General features: G+C 42.5%; 16 protein-coding genes and 1 pseudogene. 14 read left to right on the top strand and 3 right to left on the bottom strand.

From position 1 onward, the window contains the following. Positions 1-41 precede the first annotated feature (41 nt). Positions 42-1,235, top strand: coding sequence for a glycosyltransferase (locus tag BFM96_RS09445; protein WP_068993435.1), 1,194 nt, complete (start codon positions 42-44; stop codon positions 1,233-1,235). Then, positions 1,232-1,591 carry a glycosyltransferase gene (locus BFM96_RS09440; RefSeq protein ID WP_068993433.1) on the top strand — a complete coding sequence of 120 codons (360 nt, stop codon included), beginning with the start codon at positions 1,232-1,234 and terminating at the stop codon, positions 1,589-1,591. Before BFM96_RS09445 ends, BFM96_RS09440 begins: the two co-directional genes overlap by 4 nt. On the opposite strand, the gene BFM96_RS10975 is transcribed toward BFM96_RS09440, so the two are convergent. Further along, a protein-coding gene (locus BFM96_RS10975; protein WP_145939728.1) for an IS630 family transposase occupies positions 1,571-2,618 on the bottom strand; the annotation gives its coding sequence in 2 pieces (ribosomal slippage) (positions 1,571-2,179 and positions 2,181-2,618; 1,047 coding nt in all). The two genes, BFM96_RS09440 and BFM96_RS10975, sit on opposite strands and share 21 nt — an antisense overlap. 86 nt (positions 2,619-2,704) lie before the next feature. Between BFM96_RS10975 and BFM96_RS09425 the strand changes: the two genes are divergently transcribed. From BFM96_RS09425 to BFM96_RS11550, 11 genes and pseudogenes are all read left to right on the top strand, one after another. After that, the gene (locus tag BFM96_RS09425; RefSeq protein WP_229676524.1) at positions 2,705-3,538 is read left to right on the top strand and encodes a glycosyltransferase; all 834 of its coding nucleotides are present in this window, start codon (positions 2,705-2,707) and stop codon (positions 3,536-3,538) included. Further along, positions 3,535-3,723, top strand: a complete 189-nt coding sequence (locus BFM96_RS09420; protein WP_068993426.1) for a hypothetical protein — start codon at positions 3,535-3,537, stop codon at positions 3,721-3,723. The genes BFM96_RS09425 and BFM96_RS09420 overlap by 4 nt, the downstream gene beginning before the upstream one ends. 78 nt (positions 3,724-3,801) lie before the next feature. Beyond that, a complete protein-coding gene (locus BFM96_RS09415; RefSeq protein ID WP_068994308.1) occupies positions 3,802-4,821 on the top strand; it encodes a sugar transferase in 1,020 nt (339 codons plus the stop codon). Positions 4,822-4,823: 2 nt separating this feature from the next. After that, positions 4,824-6,044 (top strand): accessory Sec system protein translocase subunit SecY2, encoded by a 1,221-nt coding sequence (gene secY2 / locus BFM96_RS09410; protein ID WP_068993424.1) that lies wholly within the window; start codon positions 4,824-4,826, stop codon positions 6,042-6,044. 9 nt (positions 6,045-6,053) lie between these two features. After that, positions 6,054-7,610: an accessory Sec system protein Asp1 gene (gene asp1, locus BFM96_RS09405; protein ID WP_068993421.1), complete on the top strand. Its 1,557-nt coding sequence runs from the start codon at positions 6,054-6,056 to the stop codon at positions 7,608-7,610. Then, on the top strand, positions 7,603-9,204 hold the full coding sequence (gene asp2, locus BFM96_RS09400) for an accessory Sec system protein Asp2 (RefSeq protein WP_068993418.1): 1,602 nt from the start codon (positions 7,603-7,605) through the stop codon (positions 9,202-9,204). Before asp1 ends, asp2 begins: the two co-directional genes overlap by 8 nt. Then, complete coding sequence (gene asp3, locus BFM96_RS09395) at positions 9,201-10,112, top strand: accessory Sec system protein Asp3 (protein ID WP_068993415.1); 912 nt, start codon at positions 9,201-9,203, stop codon at positions 10,110-10,112. The genes asp2 and asp3 overlap by 4 nt, the downstream gene beginning before the upstream one ends. Before the next feature lie 23 nt (positions 10,113-10,135). Further along, positions 10,136-12,526: an accessory Sec system translocase SecA2 gene (secA2, locus tag BFM96_RS09390; RefSeq protein ID WP_068993412.1), complete on the top strand. Its 2,391-nt coding sequence runs from the start codon at positions 10,136-10,138 to the stop codon at positions 12,524-12,526. A 13-nt stretch (positions 12,527-12,539) separates the two neighbouring features. Continuing rightward, entirely contained in the window at positions 12,540-14,042 is a 1,503-nt protein-coding gene (gene gtfA, locus BFM96_RS09385; protein ID WP_068993409.1) for an accessory Sec system glycosyltransferase GtfA, read from the top strand. Continuing rightward, positions 14,035-15,372, top strand: coding sequence for an accessory Sec system glycosylation chaperone GtfB (gtfB, locus tag BFM96_RS09380; RefSeq protein ID WP_068993401.1), 1,338 nt, complete (start codon positions 14,035-14,037; stop codon positions 15,370-15,372). The genes gtfA and gtfB overlap by 8 nt, the downstream gene beginning before the upstream one ends. A 427-nt stretch (positions 15,373-15,799) precedes the next feature. Further along, a pseudogene (locus BFM96_RS11550) lies at positions 15,800-17,512 on the top strand (lectin-like domain-containing protein); the annotation flags it as partial. Positions 17,513-17,946: 434 nt separating this feature from the next. On the opposite strand, the gene BFM96_RS11395 reads toward BFM96_RS11550, so the two are convergent. Together BFM96_RS11395 and BFM96_RS11515 are read right to left on the bottom strand one after the other, a co-directional pair. Then, entirely contained in the window at positions 17,947-19,443 is a 1,497-nt protein-coding gene (locus tag BFM96_RS11395; protein WP_223245858.1) for a hypothetical protein, read from the bottom strand. A gap of 117 nt (positions 19,444-19,560) precedes the next feature. Continuing rightward, positions 19,561-21,681, bottom strand: a complete 2,121-nt coding sequence (locus tag BFM96_RS11515; protein WP_308419381.1) for a hypothetical protein — start codon at positions 21,679-21,681, stop codon at positions 19,561-19,563. On the opposite strand from BFM96_RS11515, the gene BFM96_RS11510 reads away from it, so the two are divergent. Then, positions 21,662-22,261 carry an LPXTG cell wall anchor domain-containing protein gene (locus tag BFM96_RS11510; RefSeq protein ID WP_308419380.1) on the top strand — a complete coding sequence of 200 codons (600 nt, stop codon included), beginning with the start codon at positions 21,662-21,664 and terminating at the stop codon, positions 22,259-22,261. The genes BFM96_RS11515 and BFM96_RS11510 overlap by 20 nt on opposite strands. The last annotated feature ends 68 nt before the right edge of the window (positions 22,262-22,329 follow it).

The raw sequence follows: 22,329 nt of genomic DNA, 5'->3' as shown, positions 1-22,329 counted from the left end.
GTTTTCACAATAACAGTTTTTCTATGTATAGAGGGGATTCAATGATGTCGCGAAATGCCATTGTTTTTGCAGCAGATAATCAGTATGTGAGTCAGCTGACAACTGCGATTAAATCAGTCTGTGCCCACAATCAACACATTAAGTTTTATATTTTAAACGATGATATTTCAAAAGAATGGTTTCTGCTGATGAGTGAGCATCTAGCCATGCTGGATTGCACGATTCAGGATGTGAAGTTAGTAGGAATGGATTTTGAAAAGTATCCGAACCATTTTGGACATATTAATCATGTTACCTATTTTCGCTATATGATTCCTGAAGTAGTGCCAGAAGATAGAGTCCTCTACCTAGATACAGATATCATCGTGACAGGTGATGTCACCTCTTTATTTTTGAGAAATATGGAAGGAAAAATGCTTGCTGCAGTTCGTGATGTAGATGAAATCTATTCTAGTAGAACCGATTTTAATGCAGGCGTTCTCTTGCTGAATCTCATCGAGTGTCGGAAGCAGAAATTTACAAAACATTTGCTAGAGATTACAGAACACCGTGCTGCAGAACTACTGTGGGGTGATCAGAGTGCACTGAATCTCCTGTGTCCAGATTATATAGCTCTAGAGAGGACCTACAATTGTCAGGTAGGTCAGGATACCTATCATAACTTTGAACAAATCTCAACCTTACCGACGATTATTCACTATTCTAGTCCTCACAAACCCTGGAATACCTATAGCGGAATCCGATTGAGGAATTTATGGTGGTTCTACCATGATTTAGATTGGGCAGAGATTAGAGGATATTGGAAGATTCGTTCAAGAAAATATGAACGGTTTGAAAAGGTGAGACCTCATCAGTGTTTCATCTTAACGAACAGTCAATCAATAGCTCATATTGATTATCTTAGTGATAAATTACCAGAAATACAGTTTAATATTGCGGCCTATTCACCAATGGGCCCTGATTTATTAAATCTAGCGGACAAAGAAAATATTTTCCTGTATCCTAGTGCGAATTCATTAACGATTCAACGACTATTGGAAGAATCAACATATTATCTAGACATTAATCATTACACTGAAGTAGATGATATCGTAGAAGAAGCTAAGCAAAAAGGAAAGAAGCTATTTACGTTTGATCACACGATGCATAGAGATGCATCGTATTATGATGGGATTGTTTCGCATGATAATCCCTACGAAATGTTACAACTAGTGAAAGAAAGTTTAGATGAATGAGAGAGTTGAACGAAAAAGCTAGCGGAGTTGCTAAGAGAGCCATTGTTTTTGCAGCAGATAATCAGTATGTGAGCCAGCTGACAACTGCGATTAAATCAGTCTGTGCCCACAATCAACACATCAAGTTTTATATTTTAAATGACGATATTCCAAAAGAATGGTTTATTTTGATGAAGCGCCACTTAGAGAAACTAAGTTGTGAGATTCAGGATGTCAAATTAGTGGAAAATAGGGTCACTAAATTTGACGGACCTTATCACTACATCAATTATGTCACGTATTTTCGCTATATGATTCCAGAAGTGGTCAGTGAAGATAGGGCACTCTATTTATACTCATTTAACATCAAAATCTGAAAAGAGCCAATTTCTATGAACAATGGGTTTTAACACAGACCAATGCAGACGTTGAATCACCTCTTGCAGCTTGTTAATGACATCGTCTAGCGTCTTAAAGGCCTTATTCTTGAAACCTCTCTTACGAATCTCAGCCCAGACTTGTTCAATGGGATTCATCTCAGGCGTATAAGGTGGAATGAACTCAAAGCCAATGTTGGTAGGTTTCTCTAACGTCCGTGATTTATGCCATACGGCGTTATCCATCACGAGTAAGATATAGTCATTAGGGTAGGCTTGGGACAGTTGTCTTAAAAATTCATTCATCCAATCGGTGTTACATCCCCCAGCAATGATAAAGAAAGATTCCCCTGTATGGGCATCGACAGCTCCATAGCAGTAGCGATATTCTCGAATATAGTGGCTGTGAACATGAGGTCGTACACCTTTTGGCACCCAAGACTTCCCAATTTTACTAATCCGTCCGAATCCTGCTTCATCTTGATACATGAGTCTGACCTTCTGGTAACGTCTACTATTCTTAAAGCGCTTTCTCGTCTTCTTGAAGGTAGATTTTATTTTTAGACGCCAAAATCGTTTTGGCATCTGCCTTTTTAGGGTGTTCAGGTCTTGGTGTTACTTTGCGCCAACCGTGACGCTTCAACAGTGCATAAAACCCTTCTCGCGTCGTTTGTTTCCCAATTTTAGTTTGATAAGCCTCGTGCATTTCTGCAATAGTGACAAATTGTCCTGAAGCACTACCAACAAACTGTTCTTCTAAGAATGCTTTTTCTTCTTCGTAAGTAAGATAAGAACGATGACGCCCCCCTCGTGCATCATGGGTAAGGGCAGAGAGGCCTTCTTGTTCATATTTTTTCACCAAACGCCAAATCGTATCATGAGATAAACCGATTAAGTCAGAAATGGCCTTGTAGGTCAACTTTTGAGAGCGTAAATAGACCGCTTGAATCCGTTTGTGATAGGCAGAGAGGTGTTTAGCCTTGAGAGCTGATTTGAGTTCTGTGATTTGTTCTTGTGTAGCGTTCATAGGACTATTATACATCAGAATTTGATTTTTGTTAAGTATTAGATGTTGATTTGATTGTGACAGGGAGCTTGGATGAATTATTTTCCATGGATTTGACAGAACATACAGTTGGAGCTGTTAAAGATTGGAATAAGCGATTAAACGGTCAGTTTAATGCAGGTGTACTATTATTAAACTTAGAGCGCTGCCGCAAGGAGCAGTTTACAGAGACCTTGATTGCCTATACAGAACAACATTATTCAGACCTAAAAGATGGCGATCAGACGGTGTTAAACCACTTCTATCCAGATTATCTAGCTTTACCTAAGAAATACAATACTCAAGTTGGAGTAGAATGGTTAGGAGGGGAAGTCGGAGAAATGGCTGAACCTACCGTTGTGCATTATTCGACTCATCAAAAACCTTGGAAGACCTATAGTCACAGCCGCTTACGAGAGCTCTGGTGGGTTTATCACAACTTAGAATGGTCGGATTTAGTAGGTTATTGGAAGGTTAAGAATGCGGATGTGCAGCTATTTACCACCTATAGTCAGCAAAAATGTTTTGTCCTGACCAATTCTGATAATATTGAGAAGCTCGAAGAGCTCATTCAAGCATTTCCAAATCTACAATTTATGATTGCGGCCCGTACGATCATGTCGCCTAAGCTACTAAATTTAGCAGCCTATCCGAATGTATTTGTCTATCCAAATATTCTCCCCTTTCAAATTGAGGAACTCTTAGACCAAACAAGTATTTATTTGGATATCAATCATTATAGTGAAGTGGATTCGATTGTGGAGCGAGCCTATCAAAAAGGGAAAAAGATTCTGACGTTTGAGCATACCAAACATCGGGAAGAGCGGTTCTATGATGCGATTGTTCCATCAGTAAATCCTGAACAGATGATAGATTGTTTGCGAGAGGTTGTATCAGAATGAAAAAAGAGCTAAGAAATCCTTTAGAAGAAAGTATAAAAAATCGCCTAAAAGAGGAGCGCTACCAAATTTCTGAAAAGAAGAAGGAAAAACAGCGAGTGTCCTTTGTACAGCTTCTCCTTATTGTAGTGATGGGAATAGGTTTAGTTGCTTCGACAGTACAGTTGTTGATTAAATTATTTTCTTGATGGACTTATCTGTTGGATAATCATTAGAAATGGTGTAATTGAATGCTTGCATGCAAATAAGAAAAAGGGATGGTCATTATGACGATACACATTACAAATCTATACGGGCAATCACCGTATAGTGTGGCGCTGATGTCGCAAAATCTAGTATCTGATATTGGAAAAATGTTGGGCATGAAGGAAATTGGAATCTATTATTATGATTCGTCAAAGGAAAATCCAGCCTCTCTTCGAACTCGCTTTGATGGGATGAATGCAGCGGTAGCTCACGGTGATACGATTGTGTTGCAGACTCCCACTTGGCACCCAACTGAATTTGAACGCGCCTATTTACAGCAATTGCGAGCTGGCTATGATATAAATTTGGTGCTATTTGTGCATGATGTTCCGCCTTTAATGTTTAGTGGAAATTTTTACCGAATGCCTCAAGTAATCGAAACCTATAATATGGCGGATGTTATTATAGTGCCATCTGAAGCTATGCTTCGCGTTTTACGAGAGAACGGATTAACGGTTAAAAAGGTACTATTGCAGCATATGTGGGATCATACCACTCCACTTAGCTGGCAAACGCCACAGTTTGAAAAGTTAGTCAATTTCTCAGGATCACCAGAGCGGTTTCAATTTATCAAGGAGTGGAAATATGATCTTCCTTTGCATGTGTTTGCAGCGCCCAATGCAAAGCTTGAAGCTCCTGCTTCAACGGTCATTCAGGAAGAGTGGAAATTTAAGACAGAATTGCTCGATAAACTGGCTTCAAATGGTGGTTTTGGCTTGGTATGGAATCAAACAGAAGATTCAGAATACTATTCTTTAAATGCTTCTTACAAGCTGAGTACCTATCTCGCAGCAGGGCTTCCGGTTCTGGTTCCAGCGACTTTATCGAATAAGGAGATCATAGAAAACAATCATTTAGGCTTTGTAATTCATTCGCTAGAAGAAGTGCCGGAGATCCTCAACAAGATTTCACAAGAAAAATATGATGGATTGGTCCGCAATGTCAAACGCTTTCGCGTGTTGCTAAATGAAGGTTATTTTACGAAAAAGGTCTTAATTGATATGGTGCACCTATTATTTCAGAATGAGAGCGACCAGTAAGCATGAAGAAATTCTTTTTCCAATATCCGATGCTTAAGAGGATTTTCTTTTCTTTCGGGATTGTCCTCTTATTTTTAATCGGACGCTATATTCCCTTGCCAAATGTGGATATTTCAAAATCAAGTGTCGTAGCCAATTCCTCTTTAGAGGTGGCTTCTGCTGTATCTGGTGGAAGTTTAGCCAATATAGGGCTTTTTTCATTAGGGTTAGGCCCCTCTATGTATTCGATGATTTTGAATAGGGTTTTTGCACTGGGGAGGAGACGGCAGGCGACTGACAGTTCGCAACAAAAAAAACAAATGATAGTAATGTTCCTTGTGGCAGCCATGCAGGGATTGGGCATTGCTGCAAGTCTAACCTATGTGGCTCATCCGATTTTACAGCCAATTCAGTTGATTGCGCTGACAACTTTTTTATTGGTGACAGGTTCCTTTATTCTTATGTGGTTAGGCAATCTGAATGCGGCTTATGGGATGGGAGGGACAACCCTTATCATGTTTATCAGTATTGTTGTTTCCCAATTTCGGGCTGTTCCAATTCTGGTAGAGGTTGTGGCCAGTCCTAAGATCATGTATGCTGTGTTTATTATGGTTTGGACTCTATTGAGTATCTATGTGACTGTTATTTTTGACAAATCAGAATACCGAATTCCCATCCAAAGAGTATCCATTCATAACGATTTCGTCAAAAAAGCGTATCTGCCCATTCGTGTCAATCCCTCAAATGGAATGCCAATCATGTATGCATTTACCTTTTTGGCCTTACCACAGTATTTTTTAATTCTATTATCCTATCTTTTAAAAAGAAATGCTCTCTTGCAATATAGTGTTTATTTTACACCTCGTACAGGGATTGGGATAGTTATATATGTGGTGTTGGTGTTATTGCTATCTTACAGCTTTGCGTTTGTAAATGTAGATCCTGTAGTTCTCTCAAAAGAGTTTAGGGTGTCGGGTGATTTTATAAAAGATGTTCGTCCTGGAAAGCCAACCCAACTATACTTAGCAAGATATATTCGTTTCTTTGGGGTGTTTAGCGGAGTCATTACCAGTATATTACTCAGCATTCCTTTAATTCTTTTCTTATCTGATGAGAAATTGCAGGATTTAACTCCCTTATCAGGGATTTTTATGATGATGACAGGAATGGTATTGATGATTCGAGACGAAGTAGTGACCTCACGCTTACGGCGTAAATATACAGAATTATTTGAAGGAAATTAGGTAGAGAAGATGTTTCAGTTTATTCCAGCCTGGTATGGACAAGGCAGACCTTGGTATGATCCGACAACTGCTTGGTATCGTGGCGTTTCTTCGATTCATTTTGATGATACAATCAATCAGATGCGGATGTTTCAGCACACAAATGAAGATATAGGGATGGTACTCTTAAATTATATGCCTAATCTTCGCTATTTTCTCCATCGCTATGACCTATTTGAAGTCCCTTATTGGTCTGTTTTTGACGAGATTCAACATACCCATCATATCCAGCCACAAATACTTGATTTCAAAGAATTTCAGTGGCCGGAAAATGTAGAATTTCTCTATACAAACTTTTTGGTGCTTGTCAGAAAGGATGGAAAGGTACTGGCGCATGTGGAATTTGGCGAAGAAGCACATTTGATTTATATCCAATTTTTTAAAGATGACAGACCATCAAAACGCCTGGTCTTTGACGACCGTGGTTTCTTATCAAGTATCCTGTACTATGATGACCAAGGAAAAGAGAACTATCAAGACTATCTAAATGCGACGGGAGACTGGCAGATTCGGGAGAATTTACAGACGCAGGAAGTGACTGTTAATCCTAGTGTAGCCCACCGTTTTCAGAAAGAACGCTATGGATCGATTGCTGAAGTTATTCAAGAAAAAGTAGCAGCCTATGTAACCAGATTAACAGTAGAAGATGTCTTAGTTTTAGCTTCCAGCCCACAACATAACAAGCTTATCTTGCAAGCTAAAGGTTCGCATCGATTGATTCTATCGTATTTTGATGAGCGCTATCCTTTTCATCCAATGGCGCAAATAGCGCAGGATACAGCGCTAGCTGATTTGGTGGTGATAGATAGACAGAGGAGTAAGGAACGATTGCAAGAAGCCATTTCTACGCCTATTGAGCATATTTCTCTTTTTGACGCTCGCTTGAATCTTGGAAAGAGCCAGCGTTTTCGGGAATTATTTCTCTATTTCTTGATGGATGGGGTAGAGGAAAAGGAGTTGTTGCAGTATTTGGAGCAGATTGCTTATTTTATGACTGAGCATGAAGATGTTCATCTGAAAATGGTGACTTATCAGACGGATCCAGCCCAAGAAGACGTCAAACGAGAGTGGCTTGATGCCTTGTTGGAGTCTTATGACTTGGACTTTTTCCAATTGGAAACGGAGGAAGAACAGACTGAGGCTTTTGAAGACGATGATGAAGAGGTAGAGATAGAAGCGAAGCGAGTGAGCTTAGAATTTCTACGTTCAGATTTAGACATTATGAGCTCCCTAGAAGAAAGCCGTCTGATTATTGATGTGACAAGTGAGCCGGATTTATATACCCAGATTGCAGGAATCAGTGCAGGAATTCCACAGATTACTATCCAGCCAACGGAGTTTGTCGAGCATTTGAAAAATGGTTATCTGCTCTCTCATCCGTCTGAACTAAGTCTTGCTTTGCACCATTATTTAGTCGGCTTACGGAATTGGAATGAATCCTTGATGTATGCCGCTCAAAAAATCGCCTCCTACACCAGTGGTAGTTTGGTAGAAAAAATAAAACAAAGTATAGGATATCATGAGTAAAAAAAAGATTAGATTGCTCCAAATCGGTCATCACAATTGGCAGGATGAGGCAGAAATCCCAGAAAATATTGACTGGATTTACTTGCAACCGCAAGAAATTCTTTCTTTTTTAGAGGCAGAAAATAAGAAACTAGAAGCTCGTTATCAAAAAGAAAAAGCGAAGTTTCCTAAAAAAGAGGGAGTGAAACGAGGAAAGATTCAGATAGACGGGATTATTTTACCAGCTTCAAGCTATTCTCAAGATTTATTACTGCTTGAATCTATTATTGAGCCGTATCGGGTTTTTTTCCCTGAAGATTTAGAAACGACAGATCCCGTTTTACAGACATTTCTTGCTCGAATATTCGCTCAAGCTGCGGACTTTTCTGATAAAGCATCGTTGTTACAGACCTTTTCTAAAATCTTTTTCAAGGGGCAATTTGGTCAGAAAATTGCTATTTCTGATTTTGCAATCAATCCGGATGCGCAAAACTATTTCCATCACTATGAAGGGAATGCTTATCTGGTGCTAGACGGGGAGTATGGAGAAGACTATAAAGCTATAGGTAGTTATGTGTATGGTGTCCCCTACTATAAAGAAGCCCAGATTGAGCTTTGGCAGGAATTTATTAAGGATCCAACTTGTGAAGTGAAGATTCGTGTTAGTCATATACCTGAGGGAGCATTGGCATCGATTATTGCAGAGTGGGAGTTTAAAGGAGAAGAATTAGAACTACCAAATGTGATTGATCTCGATAAAAATGGAACTTTATTTGTTACGATTTTTGTGAAAGGACAAGGTCGTTTACAATTAGGTTCCTTGCATTATCGGCGGGGAAGAGGGGGCTTTGGTCAGTTTAGCCTAGGTGGTCAACGATTTTTTGATTCTCAACGTCAGGAATTTAGTTATTTTTTTCATCCGGGAGATTTCAAACCACCCTTGTGCGTCTATTTTTCTGGATGGCGTACGGCTGAAGGATTTGAAGGATACGGCATGATGCGAAAATTAGGAGCGCCGATGCTCTTGATTTGTGACTCGCGCATTACAGGTGGCTCCTTCTATCTTGGCACCAAAGAGTTTGAAAATAAGATTTCGGATGTGATTCAGATGTACCTAGAGTATCTTGGATTTAACAATAAGCAATTGATTATGTCTGGGATGTCGATGGGAACATTTGGAGCGGTTTATCATGGCGCAAATCTGGACCCTCATGCTTTTATTTTAGCGAAACCTGTTTTTAGTTTAGGACGAGTAGCTGAATTAGAAAAAACATTAAGGCCAGGTGGTTTTCCTGCTTCTCTTGATATCTTGCTCCATTTAGAAGGTGGGATGGAGGATGCAGCGGCTAGGCGACTAGATAAGCGGTTCTGGGATGTATGTGTGAACGGTCGTTATCAGGGAACCAAGTTTTTTATTGCCTATATGAAAGACGATGATTATGATAAGACAGCCTTTAGAGAGTTAGTAGAGGGACTTAGTAATCGTGAAGTTCAGATAGTTGGTCGTGGTTGGACTGGTCGTCACATGGATGGATCTTCCTTCACCGTTCCTTGGTTTCTTAATCAATATCAGAAAGTATTGGAAACAGATTTTGGTAGAGGGGAGCAACTGTGAATTACCGTATTTATTGGAAAAATTTTGCGAAAGAAGCTTATCTATCAGGTACAAGTTTATCAGTAAAAGACAAGCAGGTCAGGATTGAAAATATCCTCATTCCCCCTGGGACAACCATGTATAAGTGGTCGTCCGCGAAAAATTACCAAGTAGCGAGAGGACAAGCGAATCTACCCTTGTTAACAAAAGGTGCAAGCTATCATCTGTCTTTGTCGGCAGAAATAACTCCTGCTCGTAGTGTCTATATGCGAGTGAATTTTTACGACCGATTTCAAAAAGCTGTTGATTTTGTAATCTTGAAATCTTCTGACGAATCCTTCACCTACCCTCATGAAGCCTACTACTATGATATTGAATTAGTCAATGCTGGTTGTACGAAGATGATTTTCCATTATTTAGAATTGGAAGAAGTTACTCTTGAAAAAGATAGAGAGAAGCCAAAGGTTTTAAAAATTTTGTTTTGGGATCAGGAAGTGAAGGATGTGTTAGCTAGGAGTCTCTATGCTAAACAAGCAGATACCCTTGTGTTGACTGAGGGAGCGGATACTCTTTATTTTGACAAAGTAAATTTGGAAAAAGTCGAGCAGTTTATTACACAGTATCCCCGATTGCCCATTTACTTTATTGGAAGTGGTCCATGTGGAAACTTTGCGGCACTGTATCATGCCATGTATTTTGAGTTAGGCAAGGCTTATGTGACAAATGACATGTATGCAAAAGAAGAGTACGATAGGATGATATCGCAGATCTTTGAACAAGAAATTGATGTTGACCGTTTTTTGGAGCGCCTATCTTATAAGGAAAAAGTGATTTGGTATGAGGAGTTGAGGATACGGGACACACTATCTTTTATCGCACCTAGTATGAATGCAATAGACTATGCCTTGTTGATTCCCTCTACTGATTAAGCAGAAAGCTGGAAGAAAGAAAAATGATACAAAATTGGTTTTCTTTGGACTATTATCGTTTGAAACGATTGAAAAGGATATTGAAAAAAATCAATGCCAGAAGTACTGAAATGGCGGCTTTGACAGATAGAGAATTGCAGAAAAAAACAGCTGAATTTAAAGAACGCCTTGCTCAAGGAGAAAGTTTAGACAGTCTGTTACCTGAAGCATTTGCAGTGGTTCGAGAGGCTGATAGGCGGATTTTGGGGATGTTTCCTTATGATGTCCAAGTGCTTGGAGCAATCGTTCTCCATGAAGGAAACTTAGCCGAAATGAAAACAGGGGAAGGCAAGACCTTAACAGCTACGATGCCTCTTTATTTAAATGCCCTGTCTGGGCGTGGTGCTATGCTGGTCACAACAAGCGGGTATCTGGCAAAACGCGATGGGACAGAAATGGGAGAAGTATTTCGATTTTTGGGCTTGAGGGTTGGAATTGCTGAGGGAGATGATGGAAAGAAGAAAATAACTCCGAAAAAGAAGCGGCAAATTTACCATTCGGACATTGTCTATACAACGAATGGAACCTTGGGCTTTGATTATTTGATTGACAATTTAGCAACCTCTGCTCAGGGAAAGTACATGCGAGATTTTCACTATGCTATTATTGACGAAGCAGATGCGGTCTTGTTAGACACGGCTCAGACTCCTCTGGTCATCTCTGGCTCACCTCGTCTTCAGTCCAATTTATTAACTTTTGCGGATAATTTTGTTCTCAGCTTGACCAAAGGGGAGGACTATATCTTTGAAGAGGATAAAAAAGAGATTTGGCTAACTCAGAAAGGGATTGATGTCGCAGAATCCTATTTTTCAGTGAAGAATTTCTTTAGCCTTGAAAACTTCGACTTGGTTCGTCGCGTCACCTTGGCCTTAAAAGCCCACTACCTGTTTGAAAAAGGGAAAGATTACGTGGTGGATCCTGGAAAGGATGGAGAAGACGAGGTTAAATTACTGGATCTTGGAAATGGACGTATCTTAGAAGGGACCAAGCTTCAAGGTGGGCAACATCAGGCTTTAGAAGCTAAGGAGCGCGTGAAAATCACCGATGAGACTCGGGCAATGGCCTCGATTACCTATCAAAATTTATTTCTCAAGTTTCCTGTCTTGGCCGGGATGACTGGTACGGGTAAGACGGTAGAAGATGAGTTTGTGGATATCTATAACATGGAGGTTATCCGCATACCAACCCATCGTCCCATTTTACGAGAAGACCGTAAGGATAAGATTTATACCACCTTGCCTGAAAAAATTAAGGCCTCTATGCAGCTCATCAAGCAGCTCCATGCGACAGGGCAACCCATGTTGATCGTGACTGGTTCGGTCAGAATGTCGGAATTGTACTCTGAAATCCTTCTAATGGAATCCATTCCGCATAGTGTGCTCAATGCCCACAATGCCGCCAAAGAAGCACAGATGGTAGCCGAGGCTGGTCAATTAGGGGCTGTAACGGTTGCGACAAACATGGCAGGAAGGGGAACAGATATCAAGTTGGGAGAAGGCGTAGCAGAATTAGGTGGTCTCGCAGTTATTGGAACTGAACGCATGGCTAATGAACGTATGGATTTGCAGATGCGGGGACGTTCGGGACGGCAGGGAGATCCTGGGTTCAGCCAATTTTTTGTCTCCCTTGAAGATGATTTGCTCATCAAGCACGGAGGCGACTGGTGCCAGAAGTATTTTAAAAAGCATAAGGATGCATGTGACCCCTTGTCGCCCAAACAATTGTCCAATCGCAGGTTTGCTAGGTATCTGACCCAAGCTCAAGCTAAGAGTGAGGCAGTTGGTCGCAGTTCACGGCAGACGAGCTTGGCCTATGATGACAGTGTCAAAGTTCAACGCGAGACTATTTATGCCCAACGCAATCGTCTGATTTACGCTAACCAGGATGAGTTTCACTTGCTGGATGTCATTACAGGGGTGATTGACGATTTTCTCGCACAGGAGGAAAGCTTGAGTGAATTTGTTGTCAAACGCTTTATCTTTGATAACCTCTCCTACCATAGTCCTTTGATTCACCAACCAGTTGATTATCAGAATCCTCAGCAAGTACGCTCTCATTTGTTGCGGATTGCACAGGAAGAATTGGAACGCAAGAAAGAATTTCTCAAGCAGGATTTTGCCCAGTTTCAACGCGTATCTATCCTGAAAGCTATTGATGAAGCTTGGATTGAGGAGGTGGACTATTTGCAGCAGCTAAGAGTAGTTGTTAGTGCACGATCAACTGCCCAACGCAATCCAATTTTCGAATACCATAGAGAGGCCCTAGAATCTTACAATCGAATGAAACAATATGTCTATCAATTGGTCGTTCGGAACATTCTCCTGAGTGAAGTTTCCTATAATAAAAAACGGGAAGTGGAGATTTATTTCGCATAAGAAAGAAGCAAAAATGACAGTTTATAACATCAATTTAGGAATTGGCTGGGCTAGCAGTGGTGTTGAATATGCCCAAGCCTATCGTGGCAAAGTCCTTCGGACGTTAAAGATTCCTGCAAAATTTATTTTTACAGATTTTTTTAGCCAAGATAACATTTGTGATTTAACCCGCAATATTGGTTTTCATGATGAGGAGATTATCTGGCTTTACTCCTATTTTACGGATATGAAACTAGCGCCGTCGAGTGTGACTGTAGAAGAAATTCGTAGGGAATACCCGACTCCAGTCATCAGAGAAGAAGCAGATGGCACCATTTTGAGACTCTTTTTTAGTGAAGTTGATTTTATCACTATTTATCGAAAAGGGGAAACTACAGATTTGGTTCGATGTGTGGAAATTGTGGCGCGTGGCAATCTTATTCGAAAGGATTTTTATACGTATCAAAAGACTTTTAGTGAGTACTATATTCCTAAGGACAACCGTGCGACCCTTTATCAGCGGAGTTTTTACAATGAAGATGGAAGCATTGCGTACGAGGAGTTCATAGGAGAAAATCCTATTTATCGCTTTTCCGATCGAATTTGTTATTCAAAAGAAGAATTGATGGCTTATTTTCTACAGTCTCTGGGATTAACAGAAAAAGACATCGTCATTTTAGACCGTGCAACAGGGATTGGTCAAGCAGTATTTCAATACCATGCCCCAGCAAAATTGGGTGTGGTGGTCCATGCTGAGCATTACAGTGCAAATGCAGTGACAGATTCTACCATTCTTTGGAATAATTTCTATGATTACCAATTTACCTATTCTGATGAGGTGGATTTCTTTTTGGTGGCAACAGAGCGGCAGAAAGAAACCATGCTAGAACAGTTTGAGACATTTGAACAGCGCACACCAGTCATTCGAACCATTCCGGTAGGAAGTCTTGCTTGTTTAAAACATCCTACAAAAGAACGAAGCCCCTTTTCTTTGGTAACAGCTTCTCGTCTGGCTTCGGAAAAACATATTGACTGGCTAGTGAAAGCAGTCATTCAGGCCCATGAACAAGTACCAGGACTTACATTTGATATTTATGGAGCAGGTGGGGAAGAACAAAAACTTCGTGACTTGATTTCACAAGGTCAGGCAGAAAGCTATATTCAACTAAAAGGGCATAAAGAGTTGAATGATATCTATCAAGAGTACGAAGTATATGTGACGGCTTCTACTAGTGAAGGCTTTGGGCTTACCCTTCTAGAAGCTATTGGTTCAGGCCTTCCGATTATTGGCTTTGATGTACCTTATGGCAATCAAACCTTTGTAAAAGAAGGAGAAAATGGCTATCTAATCCCTAGGACGGATACTCCAGAGGAAGAAAAAATAGTCGCTAGTATTGTTGGGAAGATTTGCAAGATTTTCCAAGAAAGCAATCTTTCGTCTTTCCATGAGGTTTCTTATAAGATTGCAGAGAATTATTTGGATCAGCAAGTGGAGAAAACATGGAGGGAATTAGTAGAGGAGATGACGCATGATTAATCTATTTGACCACTACAATCAAGCAAGCTGGGATTTGCATTTTTCACTCTTAAAAGCTGGTTACAGACATCCGACAGTCGTGATTGTAGACGATGGATTTTTGCCAGAGGATGTGACCTCTCCCTATCTCTTTTTTACAGGATTTGCAAATGCGAGTGGAAAGCCACGTTATTTTAATGATTTGGTTCTTCCTAGATTTTGGGAAATCCGTGCCACAAATCAGCAGGCTGAGGTGTATAATTTTCATGAGAAGAAGGCAACCATTCACTATTGGCCAGCAGGACACAATCGCTTGATTCAGTCTGTTGACTGGTTGGATAGTAAGGGGCGCGTGCGATGGATTGATCGTTACAATCGATTTGGGTATCGTTTTGCGCAGACCAGTATCAATGAAGATGGGGAGTGGCTCAAGACTTCTTATTATAATCGTGATGGCAAAGAAGTGATTTTGGAAAACCATGTGACAGGAGATTTGCTCTTGACTTATCAAGACAAGCATTACATTTTCCATCAAAAGCAAGAGTTTATCCATTTTTATCTGAAGCAAGCAGGATTTACGCTAGATCGCATCTTCTATAATTCTCTGAGTACGCCTTTCTTTCTAACTTTACTTGTAGAAGAAAAGGGGAGTGATATTCTCTTTTGGCAGGAGCCAATCATAGACGGAATACCAGGAAACATGCAAGGAATTTTGAAGGGAGGCAAGCGCGAGACGAAAATCTTGGTGCAAGATCAAGCGACTTATCAAAAGTTGCTAGCGCTTTTACCTCCAGAAAGTAAAGCAACTGTGGACTATTTAGGACTGCAATATCCATTTAAGGAGAAACAGGTCTTTACTCCAGAGGCCTTACTCTTGACCAATTCAGACCAGTTAGAGCAAGTGGAGGTTCTCCTTCAAGCCTTACCAGAATTGATCATTCATATTGCCGCTGTGACCGAGATGTCTAGCAAGCTTCTGTCACTCTCTCGTTATCCTAACGTCCGCTTGTATCCTAATGTGACCGTTGCAAAGGCTCAGGAGCTTTTACGTACTACAAGCTTTTACTTTGATATCAATCACCACAGTGAAATCCTTTCTGCCGTACGAGCAGCTTTTGAGTATCAATCAGTGATTTTGGCATTTGATAATACCATTCATGACACTAGGTATGTAGCATCGAAACATTGTTTTTCTCCTGAAAATACAGGAGACTTTATCGCATGTGTAAAAAGCTATCTTGCACATCCTGAAAAGGTAGAAGAAGGATTAAACCAACAAAAAAAACAGGCCAATACAGCAGAGAGCTCCCACTATCAGCTGATGATTGGTGAAGTAACTGAAGAAGATTGATTATTAGAACTACTATTATTATATTGTTTAGTCATCCATTTTGACTAGGAGAAGTATAAACATAGAATGATAGGGACTTTATAAAGAGTTTTAGGCGTATGTCTCAACTCTTTTTTTGTATCTTTTTTAACTATGAAAACCTAGACTGATGTATCACAATCCTTTAAAAGTGGGGTAGAAAAATTGAATATCTGTTTTTCGTCAAGGATTATGTTCATTTCTCTAGGTTTTTTGATGATATTTTTTAGCGAATTGTGATTTTGAGATTTATTCTCTATTAATCATACTAGTTTATGTTGGTTTAGGAGTGAAAGTTTTTGGGTGATAAACTTGAGACTGGTAAGGTATGATGGTTGATTCAAAGAGGATGATTGTGGTAGAATGGTAAAGATATTTTTTAATATTATCACTATGTAAGGATGGTTATATGAATCGGAAAAAGTTTACCAAGGAATTCGATGAAATCGATCGTAAAAGCCGTGTCAAATTGCACAAATCTGGTAAGCAGTGGGTGCGAACGGTTTTATCTCAGCTCGGTTTGATGAGAATTCTCGGAACAAAAACTGCTACTGAAAATGTGATGGCAGAGCTTGATCAGGCAGATAAAATTGAATCCAATACCTCAACTTATGTAAAGGCTTTAATTTCTATGGGAGCAATAGGAGGAGTTGGGCTCTTACCCTCATCTGTCTATGCATCAGATGATGTGGAAAATAGGGTAGAAGAGTTGCAATCAACTCCTGAACATATAGTGGCTGGTCAAGATAGGGTTGTTTTGGAGAGTGAGGATAGTAGTGGCAAGGAACCTGGTCAAGATTTAGAAACCTCTCTTCAAAACGATTCCCAAATGGAATCTGAATCTGGTGTATCTGAGCAGGCTCAATCTCTTTCTGAGAGCCTTTCTTATTCTCAATCTATGTCAGAGAGTGCGTCTACCAGTGTTCGTCATTCGACGAGTAGTAGCCAATCAGAGAGTTTGATTCTGTCAAGCAGTCTTTCGCTGATCCAGTCAGAGAGAGCTTCGGTATCAGCGTCTATGAGTGATTCAATCAGTGTATCAAGCAGTGTTTCAGTTCAAGATTCAGAATCCATTGACACAGGTTCGTATTTGGAATCTAGTGTGCTCAATAAAGAGTTAGAAACTTCTTCTGATACACTGGATTCAGTTGCTAGTTCTATATCTACGCCAGCAGAACCTCTCAGGACTAGTTCAGAAACGCTTGAGAAGATTGCACCGAATGTGGCTGGAAATCTCACAAATGCTGTTTTGTCTAGCGAAACTTCTCGTTCAACAACTGAACCGACTCGGGTTCGCACTCGTCGTTCACTACTGGAAGGCCAACCCATTCCCAGAGGAACCTATTTTTTTGCGGCATCATCTGGGGATAGTTATGTTCCGATAACTTTAGAGAATGCGACCCTGACCGATGATAAAACAAGAATCAAGGTGACGGCAGTCAATCAAAATGAATTTTTCTCAACCAAAGGAACGGCAACGATTGATGCTGAAGGTGTTGTGACACTCACGGAAAATGAATCAGGTCAAGCTGGGGCCTACACCTTAAATACTAAGGTTGATTTGAATCAACCCTTTATCTTCAAGGCGAAAATGAAGTTGGGTGATGCGTTTGACAAGGTATTTACTCCTTCAGGACATTCAGGTGGTGATGGTATTTCGTTCTTGTTTACGACGGGTGCTATTGGTGAGGTAGGCAATGCTTCAGGAAATGGAGCTGGACCGACTCTTGGTTTAGGTGGCGAGAATGTCAAAAATTCCTTTGGCTTTAAATTTGATACATCCTGGGATCAGCCGTCAGAGACTAGTAGTGAGAAACAGTATTTTAACGGGGACCCAGCAGTCTATAATGCCTCAACAGGAAGACCCTATATGGCGTTTTTCGCAAACAAAGACGGTGTTGTGTCAACAGATTCGAGTCGTAGTGACTCACGTGTGCTACCAACTTCTGTACTGAACAATGAATTTCAGGATGTTGTATTTGAATATCGTCCTCGAACACCTGAGAATCGCTATCCTACTGTAAGGGTAATCTATAATGGTATTATGATCTCTAAGGATCCACGGGGATGGTTAAGGGAAGCGCGTCTGGTGACAGGTGATGCACAAGGAAGAGAGAAGTTTGCTTTCAGTGTATTTGCGTCTACAGCAGTAGGAACCAACTTGCAGCAACTTAAATTGGAATCGTTTGAATATACAGCTGCAGGATCACTCATTCAGGTGAAACTAGTCAACGATGAAACTGGAGCTGAGATTCGGGAAGCAAAGGTTTTCTCTGCTCCAGAAGGAGAAACACGCGATTTAACACCAGATGTGACCTTGGCAGATCGAATTGTCATTAACGGTGTTGATTATGGTCCGCGCTATGAGCTGAAACAAACCAATGTTTCAACCGCAGCAGGATTTGTGAGTGGCAATACGGTTTCTTATAAAGAAGGTGTGCAAACCATTACTTATTCTTACCATGATCGCTATAAAGCTGTTAGCGAGTCGCTCAGTACATCGTTGGTTACTAGTATAAGTATTGCAACCAGTACCAGTAAATCTATTTCAACGATTCAGTCACAATCGCTCTCTACCTCAGAATCGGTAGAAGCTTCTACAAAATCTTCATTATCTGCATCGACTTCAGCTAGTGAATCAGGGAGTGTATCTGTCTCAGCGCGTGCAAGTGCATCATTAAGTGAATCCGCTTCAACGAGTTCCAGCGAGTCCTTGAGTGCATCCGCCTCGATGAGCGCTAGCGAGTCCGCGTCGATGAGTGCTAGCGAATCCTTGAGTGAATCAGTTTCCATGAGCGCCAGCGAATCCTTAAGCGAATCCGCGTCGATGAGTTCCAGCGAGTCCTTGAGTGCATCCGCCTCCATGAGCGCTAGTGAATCCTTGAGTGAATCTACTTCCATGAGTTCCAGCGAATCCTTAAGTGAATCAGTTTCCATGAGCGCCAGCGAGTCCTTGAGTGAATCAGCATCGATGAGTGCTAGCGAGTCCTTAAGTGAATCAGTTTCCATGAGTTCCAGCGAGTCCTTGAGTGAATCAGCATCGATGAGCGTTAGCGAGTCCTTAAGCGAGTCAGTTTCCATGAGCGCCAGCGAATCCTTAAGTGAGTCCGCGTCGATGAGTGCTAGTGAATCCTTAAGTGCATCCGCCTCCATGAGTGCTAGTGAATCCTTGAGTGAATCTACTTCCATGAGTTCCAGCGAATCCTTAAGTGAATCCGCCTCCATGAGTGTTAGCGAGTCTCTAAGTGAGTCCGCTTCAACGAGTGCTAGCGAATCCTTGAGCGAATCGGCCTCGATGAGCGCCAGTGAATCCTTGAGCGAGTCCGTATCCATGAGTTCCAGCGAATCCTTAAGTGAGTCCGCATCCATGAGCGCCAGCGAGTCTTTAAGCGAGTCCATGAGTGAATCCGCATCCATGAGTGCTAGCGAGTCTCTAAGTGAGTCCGCTTCAACGAGTGCTAGCGAATCCTTGAGCGAATCCGCGTCGATGAGCGCCAGTGAGTCCTTGAGTGCATCCGCGTCCATGAGCGCTAGCGAATCCTTGAGTGCATCCGCCTCGATGAGCGCTAGCGAATCCTTAAGTGAATCCGACTCCATGAGTGTTAGCGAGTCTCTAAGTGAGTCCGCTTCAACGAGTGCTAGCGAATCCTTGAGCGAATCGGCCTCGATGAGCGCCAGTGAGTCCATGAGTGTATCCGCGTCCATGAGCGCTAGCGAATCCTTGAGTGAATCAGTTTCCATGAGCGCTAGCGAGTCCTTAAGCGAGTCCGCGTCGATGAGTTCCAGCGAGTCCTTGAGCGAATCTGCATCAATGAGTGCTAGCGAGTCCTTAAGTACATCTGCTTCAACGAGTTCCAGTGAGTCCTTGAGTGCATCCGCGTCCATGAGCGCCAGCGAGTCCGCGTCCATGAGCGCCAGTGAATCCTTGAGTGAGTCAGTGTCCATGAGCGCCAGTGAGTCCTTGAGTGCATCCGCTTCTATGAGTTCCAGCGAGTCCTTGAGTGCATCCGCGTCCATGAGCGCCAATGAGTCCTTAAGTGAATCCGCCTCCATGAGTGCTAGTGAATCCTTAAGTGCGTCCGCGTCGATGAGTGCTAGTGAATCCTTAAGTGAATCAGCTTCAACGAGTTCCAGCGCATCTTTGAGCGAATCGGCTTCGATGAGTACTAGTCAATCCTTGAGTGAGTCCGCATCGATGAGCGCTAGCGAGTCCTTAAGTGAGTCAGTGTCCATGAGTTCCAGCGAGTCCTTAAGCGAGTCGTTAAGTGAATCCGCTTCGATGAGTGCAAGTGAATCAGCATCCATGAGTGTCAGCGAGTCCTTAAGCGAATCCGCGTCGATGAGCGCTAGTGGATCCTTAAGTGAATCCGCTTCGTTGAGCGCTAGCGAATCCTTGAGTGAATCCGCCTCGATGAGCGCCAGCGAGTCCTCAAGCGAGTCCGCCTCCATTAGTGCCAGTGAGTCGTTAAGTGAATCCGCTTCGATGAGTATCAGCGAGTCCTTAAGCAAATCAGCCTCGATGAGTACCAGTGAATCCTTAAGTGAATCCGCGTCGATGAGCGCCAGCGAGTCGTTAAGTGAATCTACTTCCATGAGTGCTAACGAGTCTTTAAGCGAGTCCGCATCCATGAGTTTCAGCGAGTCCTTGAGTGAATCGGCTTCCATGAGTTCCAGCGAGTCCATGAGTGTATCCGCATCCATGAGTTCCAGCGAATCCTTAAGTGAGTCCGCTTCAACGAGTGCTAGCGAATCCGCGTCGATGAGCGCTAGCGAGTCCTTAAGCGAATCCGCGTCCATGAGCGCTAGCGAATCCTTGAGTGAATCAGCCTCGATGAGCGCCAGTGAGTCCTTGAGTGCATCCGCGTCCATGAGCGCTAGCGAATCCTTGAGTGAATCAGCCTCGATGAGCGCTAGCGAATCCTTGAGTGAATCAGCCTCGATGAGCGCCAGTGAATCCTTGAGCGAGTCCGAGTCGATGAGTGCTAGTGAATCCTTAAGCGAGTCCGCGTCGATGAGTGCTAGCGAGTCCTCAAGCGAGTCCGCCTCCATGAGCGCAAGTGAGTCCTTAAGCGAGTCAGTGTCCATGAACGCCAGCGAATCCTTAAGTGAGTCCGCGTCGATGAGTGCTAGCGAGTCTTTAAGCGAATCCGTGTCGATGAGTTCCAGCGCGTCCTTAAGCGAGTCCGCGTCGATGAGCGCCAGCGAATCCTTAAGTGAGTCCGCGTCCATGAGTGCTAGTGAATCCTTGAGTGAGTCAGCCTCCATGAGCGCTAGCGAGTCCTTAAGCGAGTCAGTGTCCATGAGCGCCAGCGAGTCCTTGAGTGAATCAGCATCCATGAGCGTAAGTGAGTCCTTAAGCGAATCCGCGTCGATGAGCGCTAGCGAGTCCTTAAGCGAATCTGCATCGATGAGCGCCAGCGAATCCTTAAGTGCGTCCGCATCCATGAGTGCTAGCGAGTCATTGAGCGAATCCGCGTCGATGAGCGTCAGCGAGTCGCTAAGTGAGTCAGCATCCATGAGTTTTAGCGAGTCCTTGAGTGAATCGGCTTCCATGAGTGTATCCGCATCCATGAGCGTAAGTGAGTCCGCGTCCATGAGCGCAAGTGAGTCCTTAAGTGAATCCGCGTCGATGAGCGTTAGCGAGTCCTTAAGCGAGTCAGCGTCCATGAGTGCTAGTGAATCCTTGAGTGAGTCAGCCTCTATGAGCGCTAGCGAGTCCTTAAGCGAGTCAGTGTCCATGAGCGTTAGCGAGTCCTTGAGTGAATCAGCATCCATGAGCGTAAGTGAGTCCTTAAGCGAATCCTTAAGTGAGTCCGCATCCATGAGTGCTAGCGAGTCCTTAAGCGAATCCGCGTCCATGAGCGCCAGCGATTCCTTAAGCGAGTTCGCATCCATGAGTGCAAGTGAGTCCTTGAGTGCATCCGCGTCGATGAGCGCTAGTGAATCCTTAAGTGAATCAGTTTCCATGAGCGCTAGCGAGTCGTTAAGCGAGTCAGCCTTGATGAGTTCCAGCGAGTCCTTAAGTGAATCAGTTTCCATGAGCGTAAGTGAGTCCTTAAGCGAATCTGCATCGATGAGCGCTAGCGAGTCCTTAAGCGAATCTGCGTCCATGAGCGCCAGTGAGTCCTTAAGCGAATCTGCATCGATGAGCGCTAGCGAGTCCTTAAGTGAGTTCGCTTCGTTGAGTGCTAGCGAGTCCTTAAGTGAATTCGCTTCAACGAGTGCTAGCGAGTCCTTAAGTGAATCAGCTTCGATGAGTGCCAGCGAATCCTTGAGTGAATCTGTTTCCATGAGTGCTAGCGATTCGTTGAGTGATTCTGTTTCGATTGAGACAGTCGGCGGCTCAATGTCAGAAAGTACTAGCATTAGTAATAGTACAGGTATGGGCACTGGTATTGATGGCAAGCCGAACTTGAGTTTATCTGTTTCAGCAAGCATTAGCACAAGTGTCAGCGAAACTATGAGTGTCAACTTATCTGTGAGTACGTCTGTCTCAATGAGTCAATTCTTAAGTACCAGCGCTAGCGTCTCGACTAGTCAGTCTCTAAGTACGAGCGAAAGTGTCTCAGTAAGTCAGTCTCTTAACACCAGTGAGAGTGTCTCGACCAGTCAGTCGCTAAGTACCAGTGCTAGCGTCTCGACTAGTCAATCGTTGAATATGGTTGACTCTACAAGCGCCTCTAGCACTAGCAGTGCGGGGTCTTCAGTTTCTAGTCTCGTATCCTCGCAAGTCTCTATGAGATATCAAGAAAGTTTACCTAAGACAGGTATGAAATCCAATCAAGCAGGGATTCTTGGAACTTTGGGAGCTGTAGCCAGCTTAGCAGTCCTGGGACGCAAGAAAAAGAAAGAACAATCATTGGAAGACTAAGGCAATGAGTCTTTGCAAGAAAAGTTTTAGAAGATAGAGTGGCAGGAGTGCTACTCTTTTTCTAGTTG

The organism is Streptococcus himalayensis (assembly GCF_001708305.1).
Classification (GTDB): domain Bacteria; phylum Bacillota; class Bacilli; order Lactobacillales; family Streptococcaceae; genus Streptococcus; species Streptococcus himalayensis.
This window is presented reverse-complemented; position numbering and strand designations above follow the sequence as displayed.